The 15,500-nt window shown below is 28.5% G+C and carries 17 protein-coding genes; 2 read left to right on the plus strand and 15 right to left on the minus strand.

The window, feature by feature from the left end; all coding sequences use genetic code 11:
- Positions 1–9: 9 nt before the first annotated feature.
- From ACRC03_RS18195 to ACRC03_RS18230, 8 genes are all read right to left on the minus strand, one after another.
- Positions 10–1,173, minus strand: coding sequence for a SpoIIE family protein phosphatase (locus ACRC03_RS18195; RefSeq protein WP_438654024.1), 1,164 nt, complete (start codon positions 1,171–1,173; stop codon positions 10–12).
- Positions 1,170–2,873: a [Fe-Fe] hydrogenase large subunit C-terminal domain-containing protein gene (locus tag ACRC03_RS18200; RefSeq protein WP_438654025.1), complete on the minus strand. Its 1,704-nt coding sequence runs from the start codon at positions 2,871–2,873 to the stop codon at positions 1,170–1,172. Before ACRC03_RS18200 ends, ACRC03_RS18195 begins: the two co-directional genes overlap by 4 nt.
- Before the next feature lie 15 nt (positions 2,874–2,888).
- A complete protein-coding gene (locus ACRC03_RS18205) occupies positions 2,889–3,134 on the minus strand; it encodes a (2Fe-2S) ferredoxin domain-containing protein (protein ID WP_438654026.1) in 246 nt (81 codons plus the stop codon).
- A gap of 97 nt (positions 3,135–3,231) precedes the next feature.
- Positions 3,232–3,501, minus strand: a complete 270-nt coding sequence (locus ACRC03_RS18210) for a hypothetical protein (RefSeq protein WP_438654027.1) — start codon at positions 3,499–3,501, stop codon at positions 3,232–3,234.
- A 65-nt stretch (positions 3,502–3,566) separates the two neighbouring features.
- Positions 3,567–4,919, minus strand: coding sequence for an NCS2 family permease (locus ACRC03_RS18215; RefSeq protein ID WP_438654028.1), 1,353 nt, complete (start codon positions 4,917–4,919; stop codon positions 3,567–3,569).
- 190 nt (positions 4,920–5,109) lie between these two features.
- Complete coding sequence (locus ACRC03_RS18220) at positions 5,110–5,706, minus strand: TIGR04100 family radical SAM protein (RefSeq protein ID WP_438654029.1); 597 nt, start codon at positions 5,704–5,706, stop codon at positions 5,110–5,112.
- 15 nt (positions 5,707–5,721) lie between these two features.
- Positions 5,722–6,243, minus strand: a complete 522-nt coding sequence (locus ACRC03_RS18225; RefSeq protein WP_438654030.1) for a TIGR04002 family protein — start codon at positions 6,241–6,243, stop codon at positions 5,722–5,724.
- Positions 6,244–6,457: 214 nt separating this feature from the next.
- On the minus strand, positions 6,458–6,667 hold the full coding sequence (locus ACRC03_RS18230) for a hypothetical protein (protein ID WP_438654031.1): 210 nt from the start codon (positions 6,665–6,667) through the stop codon (positions 6,458–6,460).
- Between the two features lie 127 nt (positions 6,668–6,794).
- Here ACRC03_RS18230 and ACRC03_RS18235 point away from each other — a divergent pair, with 127 nt between their 5' ends.
- Both ACRC03_RS18235 and ACRC03_RS18240 read left to right on the plus strand, forming a co-directional pair.
- Complete coding sequence (locus ACRC03_RS18235) at positions 6,795–7,274, plus strand: permease (RefSeq protein ID WP_438654032.1); 480 nt, start codon at positions 6,795–6,797, stop codon at positions 7,272–7,274.
- The gene (locus ACRC03_RS18240; protein WP_438654033.1) at positions 7,271–7,786 is read left to right on the plus strand and encodes a permease; all 516 of its coding nucleotides are present in this window, start codon (positions 7,271–7,273) and stop codon (positions 7,784–7,786) included. Before ACRC03_RS18235 ends, ACRC03_RS18240 begins: the two co-directional genes overlap by 4 nt.
- Before the next feature lie 35 nt (positions 7,787–7,821).
- On the opposite strand, the gene nagE is transcribed toward ACRC03_RS18240, so the two are convergent.
- The 7 genes from nagE to ACRC03_RS18275 all read right to left on the minus strand — a co-directional run bounded on the left by nagE (position 7,822) and on the right by ACRC03_RS18275 (position 15,079).
- Positions 7,822–9,258, minus strand: a complete 1,437-nt coding sequence (gene nagE / locus ACRC03_RS18245; protein WP_438654034.1) for an N-acetylglucosamine-specific PTS transporter subunit IIBC — start codon at positions 9,256–9,258, stop codon at positions 7,822–7,824.
- 90 nt (positions 9,259–9,348) lie between these two features.
- Entirely contained in the window at positions 9,349–10,098 is a 750-nt protein-coding gene (nagB, locus tag ACRC03_RS18250; protein WP_438654035.1) for a glucosamine-6-phosphate deaminase, read from the minus strand.
- Positions 10,099–10,112: 14 nt separating this feature from the next.
- On the minus strand, positions 10,113–11,249 hold the full coding sequence (gene nagA / locus ACRC03_RS18255; protein WP_438654036.1) for an N-acetylglucosamine-6-phosphate deacetylase: 1,137 nt from the start codon (positions 11,247–11,249) through the stop codon (positions 10,113–10,115).
- A 12-nt stretch (positions 11,250–11,261) separates the two neighbouring features.
- A complete protein-coding gene (locus ACRC03_RS18260) occupies positions 11,262–11,996 on the minus strand; it encodes a GntR family transcriptional regulator (RefSeq protein WP_438654037.1) in 735 nt (244 codons plus the stop codon).
- Positions 11,997–12,354: 358 nt separating this feature from the next.
- Complete coding sequence (locus ACRC03_RS18265) at positions 12,355–13,608, minus strand: sensor histidine kinase (RefSeq protein ID WP_438654038.1); 1,254 nt, start codon at positions 13,606–13,608, stop codon at positions 12,355–12,357.
- Entirely contained in the window at positions 13,592–14,260 is a 669-nt protein-coding gene (locus tag ACRC03_RS18270; RefSeq protein WP_438654039.1) for a response regulator transcription factor, read from the minus strand. Before ACRC03_RS18270 ends, ACRC03_RS18265 begins: the two co-directional genes overlap by 17 nt.
- A 264-nt stretch (positions 14,261–14,524) precedes the next feature.
- Positions 14,525–15,079 (minus strand): helix-turn-helix domain-containing protein, encoded by a 555-nt coding sequence (locus ACRC03_RS18275; protein ID WP_438654040.1) that lies wholly within the window; start codon positions 15,077–15,079, stop codon positions 14,525–14,527.
- Positions 15,080–15,500 lie beyond the last annotated feature (421 nt).

Raw genomic sequence — 15,500 nt, forward strand, 5'->3', positions numbered from 1 at the left:
TGTCTGTTGTTAATAATACTCTACTTCTACTATCTTACCCAGTTCTATCAATGCGGTTTTAAGTGAATTTAGTACGTATAGCTTAATACTAAGTTCACCTGGAAAATCCGGATTTTGATGAGCTGGATTTATTGCTCTACCTATAATTAACTTTATGTGAGTACACTCTTCAAATAAAATTCTAGCTAGCTGTGAGGCTCCATCTTCTCCATATATAAAACTTAAATCATTTGAATTTTTAATAAGTTCCAATTTTTCTGCTGCTTTTCGTATAGTCAATACACCTTCTGTTACTAAATCAATTCCCTCTATATATCCAATTGGAGGGATATCTCTATCTACTATATTAAAGCTTGTTCTTATGCTCTTTTTAAGTTCGCGTGCAACAATATTTCCAGCAGTTCCTCCACATATAATTTTTTTTCCAGATATCTTTAATATTTTTTCTACAATTTCTTTATCTTTTTTCTTGTCTATAGGAGGTCCAGAAAACAATACTGCATTTTGCTGTTTAATCCCTCTTATAGTTGCTACTGTTGCATCATCCCCTGGCTTACCCATATAAAGTAAATCACATGCGCCTAGCAAATTATTAGTTATTGTCTTTGCAGACATATTACTTTTTATAAATTTTTCTAAATGCTTAGCTACATCTTTCCAACCCCAACCTAGATTTAAAACATATCCAACACCTGCATGAATTACACCATCACTTACAAATACTAATACATCTTTTTCTTTTAGTTGAAATTTACTCTCTTTTATAATTCTATTATTTATTTCCTTAGTAGTCCATTCTAAATATCGAATTTTATTTTCTCTTAAGAAAAAAATGCTTGGATTTTCAAATTCTGCTATATATACTATACCAGTAGTATCTACTTTAATTATAGTAAATGTAGAGTACGCAAGCTTTCTAACTGCACATACAGGCAATGTATGTATAATTGTATCTATTACTTCCTCAATAGGCAAGCCTTCTTTTAGCATAGTAATTGCAATTTGTGCAGTTAAAGTAGCTAAAATATTAGCTTTTACTCCACTTCCCAAACCATCTGAGAGTACACCTATAAATTTTTCATCATCATTATAAAAGGCAACTTTATCTCCACATAGCTCTTCATTAAATTTATTTAAACTTCCACTAGCAAAATCCACAAAAAATCTCATCATTTTCTATCCTCTTCCTCTTGAATAAGATTTTTTAGCTTGGTTAAAGTTACCTTTGTTTCTGCAGTTGTTTCTCCTAGAAGGCTGGCTATTTGCTGTGCAACAACCATTTGTTTATTAATTACTTGTTGAGCCATATTTATTGAGTCGTATTTAACTTGCTGATGTTTCTTTTCCATATTTTCATATTCTGTAATATCATCTGCGAAAAATAAAATAACTTGATTTAGCTCTACCCATATTATACTTTGTATTATTGTTGCATCATATTTAGCAATAAATACTTTTTGCTTTATTATATTACCTTTAGTTTCTTTTACTTTTCTTAAGGTATCTCTGTCTAAATATTCATCTACTGGTGTACCATTTACTACCTTATCATTTATTCTAAAAAACTTCTTTGCTCTAATATTTAATTGAGTAATATTAAATTCTTTATCTATTATAACTATTATTTCAGGTACAGTATCAAATATTATATTTGTTAAAGTCTCTGCTTTTTCTCTCATAAAGGGTAAACACATGTCTACTTCTGCCATTCCATTATATACTGCTACGGCTTTCTCCCTACAAGTATGATATCCACAACTAGCACAATTCACTTCATCTTGTTTTTTATACCTACCCATATCATTCAATATTTTTTTAAGCTCTTTATCTCCTGGTTGTTTTAAAGGAACATTAAGAGGTTCAAAATTTTTCTTTAACTGTATTTCGGTCAAATCATTTTTTATCTCATTTTTTATTCCATCTTCTTTGTACATATTGAAATACTTATAAAATTTTTCTTCTATTTCATATGCAGTAAGATTGTCTTTTACCATACCAACTCCTTGTAAACATCCATGTCTACAACAATACATAGCTAGTATCGAATTTTTAAATCTACCTTTTTTTATTCCTTCTAGAACTGATATACAATCTTTTATTCCATCTACTTTTATAATATTTCTTTTTTTATCTTTGTTAATTATAAGATCAATAGCATCTCCAGTAATTGTGTTTACTTTTTCATAACTAAAACTATTGTCGAAGTTGCTTTTCTCTAATTTATCAAGATCAATTTTTTCATTTTGTAGCCATTCTACTAATTCTACAAATGTGATAACTACATCTATAGATTTTTCACTGTAACCTTCTACCTTTCTAGATAAACATGGTCCTATTGCAACAACTTTAACATTCTCACCATATTTTTGTTTTAATATTCTTGCATGAGCTGTAGTAGTAGAGATTGAAGGAATTAAATTCTTAATAAGATGTGGATAGTGTTTTTGCACAAGGCTAATTACAGATGGGCAGAAACTTGTTATATAAGGAATTTCACTTGGATCATTTGCATACTTTTCATAAATTTCCCCTATATTATCTATTCCACAGATAGTTTCTTCAACGTAATTAAACCCTAATTTTCTAAGAGCAGTTGTTAGTACATTGCTATGTTCTCCAAAAGCTGCATAAAAACTTTGATCCACAGATGCAACAACTATTTCATGGTTCATTAAATATTTTTTTACTAATCCAATAGATGATTTTACTCTAGCATATTGTGGACATACTTTCATACACTTACCACAGATAATACACCTTTCTGTCATTATATGTGCTTCTTTATCTTTTACTTTTATTGCATGAACAGGACATACTCTAGCACAAGCATAGCAGTCTTTACAATTTACATTTGAAAACCCCATAAACCACATTAAAATCCCCCCTATCTATATGTATGGAAGTATTTCTTTTTCAAATATTAATCTAGCATTGTCTTTGCTAGCAGATAGGATTTTATCATCCCATCTTTTAACACAAACTCCTTCTGTACATTTTTCTAAGCAAAAAGATGCATATAATTCAATCTCATTTTTTAAATTGTACTCTTCTATAAGTTCTTTAAAAATTTCTACTACATAATGAGACCCTTTAATATAACAAGAACTCCCTATACATATACTCACTGATTTCATTTTCTATTCCTCCACATATTGTTTATATATTTAATTTTATAAACTATTGTATAAAAAAAGACCTTATTAACTAGAATAGTCAATAAAGCCTTAGTTGTTATTTTATATTATTTTTTATTATTAGTTCTATAATATCATCTAATGTTATAGTCTCAGCCTCTACATGTTCTAACTCTAATATATAATCCTCAAACTCAACTTCTACAAGTCTATTATGTTTATTACTCTCATCCATATAATCCACTATTTTATAGTCTTTTATTTCTTCTTTTAAATATTCTTTTAATTCTTCATATTCTTCTTTATCTATCTTATTATTTTTACAACAACCACCTTGATTGTTTCCTTTATTTTTGCAACAACTCATCTTAATGCTCCTTAATTGTTATTTTACTATTAATTATAACTAATTTCTTTTATATTATCAAATTTTTATAACAACCAAATTTTTAAAATAAATATTATTGCTAAAACTATCATGACAACAGATACTTTTTTCTTTTCTTCTGCATTTTTAGCTCCTAGTAAATTGTATAGTATGTTTATAACAACATAAGATAATATACCTAATGTTAAACCATCTCCTATGCTGTATGTCAATGCCATTCCAACTACTGATATAAATGCTGGAACACCTTCTGTAATATTATCAAACTCTATTTTAGTGATAGCTCCAAGCATTAAATAACCTACATAAATTAATGCTGGTGATGTAGCGCAAGCTGGTATTGATATAAATATTGGTGAAAAAAACATTGCTATTAAAAATAATACACCTACTGTTACAGCTGTCCACCCAGTTCTTCCGCCAGCTGCAACACCAGTTGAACTTTCAACATAAGTAGTAACTGTAGAAACACCTAATGCCGCACCTACTGTAGTAGCTACTGCATCTGCTAATAACGCTCTACCTGCATTAGGAACATTTCCATCTTCATCTAGCATATTAGCTTTAGAACATACACCTACCAACGTTCCTACAGTGTCAAAAAAATCTACAAATAAGAATGTACAAACTACCCCTACAAAAGCCCATATACTTTCGCCATTCATAATATGTGCAAAGTCTATTTTTCCTGCTATTGGTGCAATACTTTCAAATTTAAACACACCATTGGGTAAATATATTCCTATTTTTGCAGCATATTCAGGATTGATTAAAGCTATAGACCATCCAATTAACGAGCTTATTACTATACTATAAAGTATAGCTCCTTTGACTCCTTTTTTATCTAATACTGCTATTATAGCAAGGCCTATACACGTTATTATTACTGTAGGAGTAAAAGTACCTAATGTTACTAATGTAGCATCACTTTTTATTACAAGCCCACATTGAACAAATCCTATAAATGCAATAAATACTCCTATACCACCAGTAACTGCTAACTTCATATTTATTGGAATTGAATTAACAACAGCTTCACGAACCTTAAATAAGGTTAATAATATAAATATAATACCTTCTACAAATACTGCTGTAAGTGCAACTTCCCAAGAAATCCCCATTCCTAATACTACTGAAAACGCAAAAAACGCATTGAGTCCCATGCCTGATGCTAGTGCAAATGGCAGGTTTGCTACCATTCCCATAAAAATACATCCAAATGCTGCTGCTAAACAAGTAGCTGTTACAAGCGCTCCTGCAGGCATTCCTGCTTGAGATAAAATACCTGGATTTACGGCAATTATATATGCCATAGTTAAAAATGTTGTTACCCCTGCCATTATTTCTCTTTTAATGTTAACATTCTTGTTAGTTAAAATTGGAAATAGTCTTTCCATTTAAATCCCCCCCTCTTATATAACAAACTAAAAATACTCACTATAGATTTCTTTAATGAGATTTCTTTAGCGAGTATTTTCTTAATAGTCAGTTATGTCTAATATATTATATGATTTTAGTTCGTGTTATATTGCACTATATTTTTCTATATAATATAGTATAGTTCGTCCAATTCTTATTTGTCAATTATTATGCTTTATATCTAACCTTTAATTTTATTCCTATTGAATTTGCTATTTCATAAGACTGCTTTATTTCTTCTTGAGATATTTCATCTACTACCGAAAATGCAACTTCCTTTACATTTTTTTTGCACTCTTTTGCAAAATTAAGCATACTATCAAAAGATATATCTCCAAACTTAGGTCTTGTCACCTTAGTATAAAGTTCTTTATTTGGAGCATTTAGGCTTATTGATATTGAATCTATTACATCTTTTAACATAATTGATGTATTTTTTTCATGTACTAAATCGCTAAGTCCATTTGTATTTACTCTAACCTTTATATTTTCTTTTTCTTTGATAAACTTTGCAATTTCTATTACTTCATTTATTCTAACTAAAGGTTCTCCATATCCACAAAATACAACTTCACTAAAATCTTTTAAATTGTATGATTTAAATTCTTCTTTAATCTCATCTATATTAGGTTCATGTTCTAACCATAAACTCCCACTATTATTAATTTCTTCTCCTTCATTTCTTATACAAAATACACATCTACATGGGCACTGATTAGTTATATTTACGTAAAGACTATCTTCTATTTCATATAAAATGTTCATTTTTTCCTCCCTATTTTAAAAAGTCTTTTTTATACCTAATTTGTCAAATGTTAATCCTATTAACACAAATACTATAAAACTACCTATAGGTTGTACCAATCCCATTAATGAAAATACAAATGCACTAGTAAAACTTCCTATAATTATGCCTTCTGCAACCATATATAATATCCATCCTACAATTCCTGCTGCTGCAGCTGCTATAACATTTCTAGTATTTATAATTTTATCTTCTTTTGATGTGAAAAATAATACTAATATAGGTTTTATAATTATAGTTGGTATTATCCATATTGCTGCACCACTTGCAAAGTCTGCCATACCTGCTCCAATAGCTGCACATACTAATCCATAGGGCATTGGTAAAATAGCTGCTGCTAAATATATAAATGCATCTCCTATATGAACATATCCATTATTGCTACCTATTGGTATATGTAGTATGTATGCTATTGTAAGAAATATAATAGCTGCAAACAAAGATGTAGTTACCATATATTTGGTTTTAGTACTTGTAACACTGTTTAAATTTTGCACTTTAATCTCACCCTTCTTAATTATATTTATATTACTATAGTACTATTCAAACCATACATTTGGCATTAGTATTTGTATAAAATAGTATAAAACCTAAAATGTACCCATACAATTTAAAATACAGAAAGATTTGCCACCGTATACTAAAGTATATTGCAGCAAATCTTTTTATGCTTTAAATAGATTGTTCAAATCACACTTTTATCTATTGTTATTATTTCATGTCTTTTTCCATTTTATGTTTTATATCATTTACAAATTTCTTTTGCTCATATTTATCAATCATTTCATCTTTTTTATTTTCCACCATTATCATTGCACCTTGAAAATTATCTTTTACATCTTCTGCAACTTCTTGCGCCATGTATTTTGCTTTTTTAGCAGTTTTCTTAATTTCTTTTTTCATATTATTCATATCATTCATATAGTTTCCTCCTGATTATTTTATAAATTTATTTTTTCCATAAATAAATTATTTATTTATTTTAAAACCAATTAGTTTAACTATTATAAAATAATTTCATAGGATACTAATATAGGAGGAGATTTTTATGACATCTTATATTCTTTATACTATATGTACAGTACTTCTTGTAATATCTTTTCTCAAGGATAAAAATAAAACTAAGTTAGCTATAAAAAATGGTCTAAAATCTTTTGAAGCTATAATGCCACAATTTCTTTTTATAATAATTATTGTAGGCATTATATTATCAACAATAGATACACAAACTATATCTTCTTTTATCGGAAAAGAATCTGGTTTGTTTGGGATAGCTTTTTCATCTATTATCGGTTCAATTACTATGATGCCTACTTTTGTAGCTTTTTCTACAGGAGACTCTTTATTAAAAAGTGGAGCTGGATACCCTCAAGTTGCTGCATTAATTTCTACCCTTACTATGGTAGGTGTATTAACATTTTCTTTAGAAGCCAAGTACATTGGGAAGCGTGCTGCATTTTTTAGAAACTTTTTTGCATTTTTATTTGCATTTATTGTAGCTTTTTTTGTAGGAGGTATATTAGGATGATAGATATAAAATTTATTTTAAAAAGATATAAATACTTTTTTGTAGGATTATTAGTATGTATTTTAATATACTTATTTAATACATCCTTAGGTGTTAATATTTTTCTAAGTACAAAATCTAGTATACTCCAAATGTTAGGTATACTTCCTGTGGTTATGATTTTACTTAGTCTTATGGATGTTTGGATTCCTAGAGAGTCTTTTATAAAGTATATGGGGGATAATTCAGGTATAATAGGAATACTATTATCATTTTTAATTGCTTTTTTTGCGGCTGGACCTATGTATGCTGCATTTCCATTTACTGCAGTTTTATTAAAAAAAGGAGTAAAATTTTCTAATATAATCATTTTTTTAAATGCATGGTGTGTAACTAAAGCTTCTACATTATTATTTGAGTTTAGCTCCCTTGGATATAAATTCACTTTAGCAAGATTAATAATAGATATTCCTGGAGTTATAGTTCTAGGATATATTACAGACTACTTTACTCGTAAAAAAAAGTTATCTTAAAATAATTATTTTAAGATAACTTTTTTAGCTTTATATTAAGAAGCTCTTTTATTTAGTATGTCTTTTATTCCATCTGCAACAAATTCTACAGTTGTTCCAACTATTACTTGAACAGTTGTACTATTTAATTTAACTACACCTTTTGCTCCTATTGATTTTAATCCTTTTTCATTTAACTTTGCTGAATCTACTACATCTAATCTTAAACGAGTAGCACAGTTATCTACTTTTACGATATTCTCTGCTCCACCTAAGTATTCTATATACTTTACATAAAGTTCAGCGTCAGAAGTTTTTACATTAGTATTTCCTACTGATACATCTTCATCTTCATCATCTTCTTCTCTACCTGGTGTTGGTAGGTTTAACTTAGTTATTAATGTGTAGAATACGAAGAAGTAGGCTGCACCTATTCCTAAACCTACAAGTAATAATAGTAATGGCTTAGTTGCTAAATTAAAGTTTATAAGATAATCGATTGCCCCTGCTGAGAATGTGAATCCATGGAGTATTCCCAAACTATCAGTTGCAAACATAGATATTGCACTAAGTAATGCATGAGCTACTAATAATACTGGTGATAAGAATATGAATAAGAATTCTATCGGCTCTGTAACCCCTGTTAAGAATGATGTCAAAGCAAGTGATAAAAGCATACCTGCTACTGCTTTTCTCTTTTCTTTTTTAGCTGCAAAGTACATTGCAAGAGCTAATGCTGGTAATCCAAACATCATTATTGGGAAGAATCCTGCCATAAAATGACCTGCTGTAGGATCTCCTGCAAAGAATCTATTTAAATCTCCCGTTTTTCCTCCAAATTCACCTAACTGGAACCAGAAGAATGAGTTAAATACATGGTGTAGACCTAGTGGTAATAATAAACGATTGAAGAATGCAAATAATGCAGCTCCTAGAGCTCCCATTCCAGCTAATCCTCCTGATACAGAAGTTAAACCACCTTGAACACCTGGCCATATCATAGCAAGAGGTATCGCTATTAATACTGATATAAGACCTGACATTATAGGTACTGCTCTTCTTCCACCAAAGAATGCTAAGAACTCTGGTAATTTAACACGTCTAAATTTATTGTAACATAATCCTCCAATTATACCTGCTAATATACCACCTAAGAATGATATGTTTAATGTAGTTGCTATTTCTGGAGTTAAGTTCATAGCCCAATATTGACCTGTAACTTTTGTTAATGTTAAATACGATACTATACCTGCAAGTGCTGATGCTCCATTTTGGTCATCTGATAATCCAACTGCAACACCTAGTGCAAATAACATTGGTAAGTTATCAAATATTGCTGAACCTGCTGCACCAAAATATGGTAATATGTTGTGTAAGAACGGTAAAGCGTCTATTACGTCTGGTTGACCTAATCTAAGCATTATACCTGCAATTGGTAACGCCGCAATTGGTAACACTAATGATTTACCTATACGTTGTAAAAATTTAACCATGATTGAGTCTCTCCCTTATTTTTCGTATTTATTCCTTAGCTTTATATTAGTATTAAATTGTATATAGAAAATTATTACTATATGTAATTACTAAGCTGTTTTGTAATCTTCTTTGTTAAGAAGTTTTGCTGCTTCTTTATCTAGTATTAATACTATATCATTGTGGAATTGAAGTATTGAAGCTGGAACTTCTGGTACAACTTTTCCATAAACTGTGTTATAGATTGCTTCTGCTTTAGCTTCTCCACATGCGATAAGCATTATTTTTTTACTCTTGAATATAGATCCAACACCCATAGTTAAAGCATTTTTAGGTACTTCATCTTTATTATTAAAAAATCTAGCATTTGCTTCTATTGTTGATTCATCCAACTGAACTAAGTGAGTTCCTTTTTCAAAATTAACCGTTGGCTCATTAAATCCTATATGTGCATTATTTCCTATTCCAAGCACTTGAATATCTATTCCACCTGCTTCTTTTATAGTTGCATCATATCTATCACATTCTGCTTCTATATTTTCTGTCATACCATTTGGTATATCTATATTTGCTGGATTTATATTAATGTAATTAAATAAATTTTCATGCATAAAGTAGTAATAACTTTGATTGTTTGTTCTCGGTAAGTTGTAATATTCATCTAAGTTAAATGTCTTTACTTCAGAAAAATCGATTACCTTCTCTTTATTCATTTGTATTAAGTTTTTGTACATTCCAACTGGCGTACTTCCTGTAGCCAATCCTAAAATTGAATTTGGCTTAAGTGTTATTTGGCTTAATATCATTTGAGCCGCTTTTTTGCTTACTGCTTCGTAATCTTCACAAACTATTATTCTCATACCTTCACCTACTATTAATTTATTTTGTTATATACTATCTGTCCCTCTACTATTGTAAGGTGACAATTCATATCCTCATCAAATATTGCAATATCTGCATCTTTTCCTATTTCTAAACTACCTTTTCTATTGTCTACACTTATAGATTTAGCTGGATTTAATGATGCTAATTGTATAGCTTCATTTATACCTAAGTCTGTATTTTCAAAGAAGTTATATACTGCTTTGTTTAATGTAAGTACACTTCCAGCTAAAGACCCACTTTCAAGTCTTGCTGCATTATCTTTTACGATTACCTTTTGTCCTCCTAGGTCATACTCTCCATCTTTCATACATCCTGCTCTCATACAGTCTGTTATAAGTATAACTTTGTCTTTACCTTTTGTTTTTAGTACAAACTGGAATAACTCTTTGTTTACATGTATTTTGTCTGCTATTAGTTCACAGTAAACATCTGTCATAAGTGCTAGTCCAACTATTCCTGGTTCTCTGTGATTTAGCGGAGTCATTGCATTAAATAAATGCGTTATATTAGAAACTCCCTTTTCCACATACTTTTTACCAAGTTCGTATGTACATTGTGTATGACATATAGATAATGTAGTATCTGATTTTTCCTTAATTTCTTCAGTGAAAGAAAAATCATCATCCATTTCTGGTGCATAAGATATTATTTTTATTGAATCTATATAATCTTTTACAAAATTATAACTTGGCTTAATTATAAAATTAGAATTTTGAGCTCCTTTATATTTTACATTTATAAATGGACCTTCCATATGTGCTCCTAATACTCTAGCTCCACCTATTGAACTTTTCATTGCAAGGCTTATTCTATCAAATGCTTTATAAATATCTACTGTATCCATTGTCATAGTAGTTGGTAAATAAGATGTTACTCCATTTTTGCAAAGTGATTTACTTATGTTTGGTATAGCGTCATCATTGTCATCCATAGTGTCACTTCCATTGCTACCATGAACATGTATATCTATAAGGCCTGGAGATACATATTTCCCATTTGCATCAATCAATTCACAATCCTTTGGAGCCACGTCACAGATATCTACAATTTTTTCATCAAAGAGTAATACTTTATTTTCTAAAATACTATTTTCTTGAACTATTTTTCCATTAATTATTGCCTTCATATTATTCACCACCTAATCAGTTAGTACAATTTGATATTGATGTTTATCACTTGTAAATATAGATATTGTATATTCTAATACTTCATCTTCTTGTGTATAAACAACTCTATCAAATTTTAACGCTAAAGAATTTATTTGTTGATTTAAGCTTTGTGCGTCTACTTTGTTTAATATTATTGGTTCTACTGTTTGAACTGCTTTTTTTGTTTTATAATTATATCTTTCCTTAAATAATGTATATAGAGAATTTTCTTCTACTAATTTTGCATTTAAGTCCGGACACATTTCTTGTGGTATATATACGGTTTCTAACGCAAATGGGTCTCCATCAATTATTCTAAGCCTTTTTATTTCAAAGATTAATTCATCTTCATTGCTTATATTTAATTTTTCCCTAATACATTTATTTTGAGTTTTAATTTCAAATTTCAAAATTTTATTTTTAACACTCAAATTTTTTTCTCCCATAACTTCTGTAAAACCTTTTAGGTTTTGAAACTTATGTTTTTGTTTTTTATAGGCTACAAAAGTGCCTTTTCCTTGCCTTCTTTCTAAAACACCTTCGTTTACCAGATTTAAGATAGCTTTATTTACTGTCATTCTGCTTACTTCTTGAAGTTTACATAGTTCTCTTTCTGGCATTATGTAAGTTCCTTCAACTAATTCTTTAGTTTCTATCATTGCTTTTATTATTTTGGTTAATTGAATATGAAGAGGTACATCTATATTTCTATCAATTTTTTTCATATATTCACCATCATCTATATTAGTTTTTAATAATTGGTCTATACCAATTGGTCTATACCAATATATTACTCGAAATCATTTTCCTTGTCAACTATTTTATATTTTTTTCCTTATGCTAAACTCAACCTAAATTTTTAATTTAATATACTTTCTATCAATACACAAAAAAATATCCCCAAAACTTAGTTTTGAGGATAAATCTTTTGTAATGACAACTCTATAGGAGGATGTGAGGGGATGGTTGCCATTACAATTTGGTATTATATTATGGTTTTTAAGCTAGTACTTTTATACTTATATAATAACTCTTATATATGAATTTAATGTGAGTTTTCTGTGAATGATTTTTGAATTTTTATTATTTAAATTCAATAGTAAATATAACTGAATTTTCTTTGTTTTTTATGCTGTGATCAAATCCATGAGTTTTAAGTATTTGGCTTACTAAGTACAAACCTAACCCACTTCCCCCTGTTTTTCTAGAACGAGATTTTTCTATTCTGAAAAAGGGGTTGAAAATTTCACTTAAATATTTTTTATCAATAGTTATTCCTGTATTTTCTACTTCTAAATATACTTTATTTTTTGAACTTTTTTTATTGTAAAGTCTAATTATTAAATCCGCTCCTTGTGGCGAGTACTTTATTCCGTTATTTATTATGTTGTTTATTGCTTTTGTAATTCTTTCTTCATCACATTTTACATACATATTTTCTTCAATTTTTAAAATTGTCTTTATATTTTTTTCTTCAATTAAAAATGTTTGTCTTTTTACTAGTTTATTTAACAACTCGCTTAGATTTACATTTTTTAATGATAAATCTGTTTCTAATATTTCACTTTTAGAGATTTCTATCATTTCATTTACTAAATCTCTTAGTTCTTGAGTGCTATCATAAGACTTTTTAAGATATGTATCTCTATCCTTGTATTTTCCAACATTATAAATCATACCTTCTAGTTGTCCACTAATTATAGTTATTGGTGTTTTTAGCTCATGAGATATAGTAGCAACAAAATCTTTTCTTCTATGTTCTGCCTCTCTTTCACTTTCTATTATGTGAATTAAAGGCTTCGTTATAACGTTTGAGTATATATATGCACCTACAATAGCTATTAAGACAGCTATTATTATTATGTAGGGCATTAACTGTCGTATTACATCATTAGCTTCATCTATCGGTTGTAGCGGCATTATTACATCTAAAGTATAAGGAAGTACTGAGTCACTAGTCTGTATTGGAATACGGACTCTATATTCATCTGTAACACTATTTGTTATATACTTATTGTATCTTAAAACAATTACTTCATTCTTTCCATATATAACCCTACCATTTTGATTTCTTAAAACTATTGATAGATTTTGTTCTTTAGCCATATAATAAAGTTTTTCTTCTAAATACTCTGTTGTATATCTTACTGAAGTTTCGGCTAAAGTGGTTAAACTTTTATCTAATAATTCTATTTTATATTTATGATAATATGTTGGTAATAAAAAATATAAGATTAAATATATGATTATTGCTAGTGCTACAAGTAATGTGGTAGTTATTGAAAATAACTTATATCTTATACTCAAGTTTTCCCATTTATCAAATACCCTTCTCAAGTGTATATCCTATTCCTTTTACTGTTTTTATGTAAGGTAATCCTATCTTTTTTCTTATATTTTTTATGTGTGCATCAACGATTCTTGTATCACCATAATAATCATATCCCCATATGTCGTCTAGCAGCCCTTCTCTAGTTATAACTTGAGGATATCTTTCTATTAAACTTTTGAGTATATTAAATTCTTTTAAAGTCAATTCTATAATTTGACTTTCTACTTCTGTTGTATAAGTGCTTAAGTTTAGTTTTAAATTCTCAAAAGATACAGTATCATCATTGCTACTTTTTATGCTTCTTCTTAAAACTGCTTCTACTCTTTTTATAAGCAAATTAAATGAAAATGGCTTAGTTATATAATCATCACATTCTAATTCAAATCCTTTTATTTCATCTCCCTCATCATTTAAAGCAGTTAAAAATATTATAGGTACACTTGATGTATTCCTAATCATTTTACAAACTCCATAGCCATCTAAATTAGGCATCATTATGTCTAAAATTATTAAATCATATTCTGCTTGCTTAAATTTTTGTACACCTTCTAAACCATCATTAGCAAAATCTACTTCATAACCTTCTGAGCTTAAAAACTCTACTATTAATTCCTGTATATTAGAATCATCTTCTATTACTAATATAGATTTACTCATTATGCCACTCCTTTTTCCTTTGTTATTTATTTTAGTTAACCTATTAAACTTGTTATTTATTTTATACTTACTAATTATTTTATATTATTTATGTGAATTTATCATGAAAATATTACTATCCTTCTTTAAGCACATCAATAAAAAATATGAGAATAATAAATAAAGAAATATATGCAAAAAGGTGGTTACTGTGACGAATACCTTTAATGAACCAATATTTCATTAAAGGTATTATCAGCCTTTTTGAGTTCTAAATGTATAATTTTAGAATGAAGGTGGTGTAACTGCGAAGACAACTTCGGCTTCATTAGAAAATTCATTTACCCATTTGTGCTTAGCATGAGGAGGAATCTTAATACTATCTCCAGTATTAAGTAATATAACATCATTCATTAAATAAAGATGAACAGAACCTTTAGTAACATAAGCAACTTCTTCACCTTTATGGTCCATAAGTTCATCAGAAGAATGTGCATTTTGAGGAATTTTCATCATCATAAACTCAATAGATCCATTTAAATTTGGAGAAAGAAGCTCATAAGAAAAGCTATCACTTTCAGGGAAAGTCATTTTCTTACGAGAATCAGCTCTAACTACTAAATCTTTAGTATTGATATCGCTTACAAAGAAATTAAACAAAGGAACTTCAAGAACACTTGCAATACTTTTAATAGTATTTAACGATGGATTTGCAGTTCCTTTTTCTATTTGACTTAATAAAGAAGAAGTAACACCTGATAGAGATGCCAAATCTTTAATAGTTAAATTTTTTGATTTTCTGTATTTTAAAATATTTTGTGAAACATTTACATCATTCATATATAAACTCCTTTTATACGTTACATAAGTTTTTAAATTTAGTGAAATAATAAAGTGTAATTATGTAACCATAGTTGAATAATAATTATAACAATTAAATATAGTATAATCAAATTTAATTGATACCATTAAATAATACTATTGAATGAAATTGAATAAATTATTGACTATAAAAAAACAATATGATAAATTGTATTTAAGAAAATTAAATAATATTAAATCGAATGCAATTTTGAAACATATAAAATGAAAAATTATGAGGTGGAAAATTATGAAAGATACAACTGTACTAAATAAGTCAATACAAGAATGGGAAACAGAATACCCACTATTAAAAGAATTAAGAAACCTAGAAGAAGTTACTTGGATAAGCAAAAAGCATACAAACTTTGAAGAAGGTATGAAAAATGTATCTTTAAAT

Origin of the sequence: Romboutsia sp., assembly GCF_051659545.1 — a bacterium.
GTDB lineage: Bacteria > Bacillota > Clostridia > Peptostreptococcales > Peptostreptococcaceae > JBOFOR01.

Bases quoted from the DNA above. Each gene is read 5' to 3' on its own strand.
- ACRC03_RS18195 (WP_438654024.1), bottom strand. From the start codon at position 1,173: ATGATGAGATTTTTTGTGGATTTTGCTAGTGGAAGTTTAAATAAATTT.
- ACRC03_RS18200 (WP_438654025.1), bottom strand. From the start codon at position 2,873: ATGTGGTTTATGGGGTTTTCAAATGTAAATTGTAAAGACTGCTATGCT.
- ACRC03_RS18205 (WP_438654026.1), bottom strand. From the start codon at position 3,134: ATGAAATCAGTGAGTATATGTATAGGGAGTTCTTGTTATATTAAAGGG.
- ACRC03_RS18210 (WP_438654027.1), bottom strand. From the start codon at position 3,501: ATGAGTTGTTGCAAAAATAAAGGAAACAATCAAGGTGGTTGTTGTAAA.
- ACRC03_RS18215 (WP_438654028.1), bottom strand. From the start codon at position 4,919: ATGGAAAGACTATTTCCAATTTTAACTAACAAGAATGTTAACATTAAA.
- ACRC03_RS18220 (WP_438654029.1), bottom strand. From the start codon at position 5,706: ATGAACATTTTATATGAAATAGAAGATAGTCTTTACGTAAATATAACT.
- ACRC03_RS18230 (WP_438654031.1), bottom strand. From the start codon at position 6,667: ATGAATGATATGAATAATATGAAAAAAGAAATTAAGAAAACTGCTAAA.
- ACRC03_RS18235 (WP_438654032.1), top strand. From the start codon at position 6,795: ATGACATCTTATATTCTTTATACTATATGTACAGTACTTCTTGTAATA.
- ACRC03_RS18240 (WP_438654033.1), top strand. From the start codon at position 7,271: ATGATAGATATAAAATTTATTTTAAAAAGATATAAATACTTTTTTGTA.
- nagE (WP_438654034.1), bottom strand. From the start codon at position 9,258: ATGGTTAAATTTTTACAACGTATAGGTAAATCATTAGTGTTACCAATT.
- nagB (WP_438654035.1), bottom strand. From the start codon at position 10,098: ATGAGAATAATAGTTTGTGAAGATTACGAAGCAGTAAGCAAAAAAGCG.
- nagA (WP_438654036.1), bottom strand. From the start codon at position 11,249: ATGAAGGCAATAATTAATGGAAAAATAGTTCAAGAAAATAGTATTTTA.
- ACRC03_RS18260 (WP_438654037.1), bottom strand. From the start codon at position 11,996: ATGAAAAAAATTGATAGAAATATAGATGTACCTCTTCATATTCAATTA.
- ACRC03_RS18270 (WP_438654039.1), bottom strand. From the start codon at position 14,260: ATGAGTAAATCTATATTAGTAATAGAAGATGATTCTAATATACAGGAA.
- ACRC03_RS18275 (WP_438654040.1), bottom strand. From the start codon at position 15,079: ATGAATGATGTAAATGTTTCACAAAATATTTTAAAATACAGAAAATCA.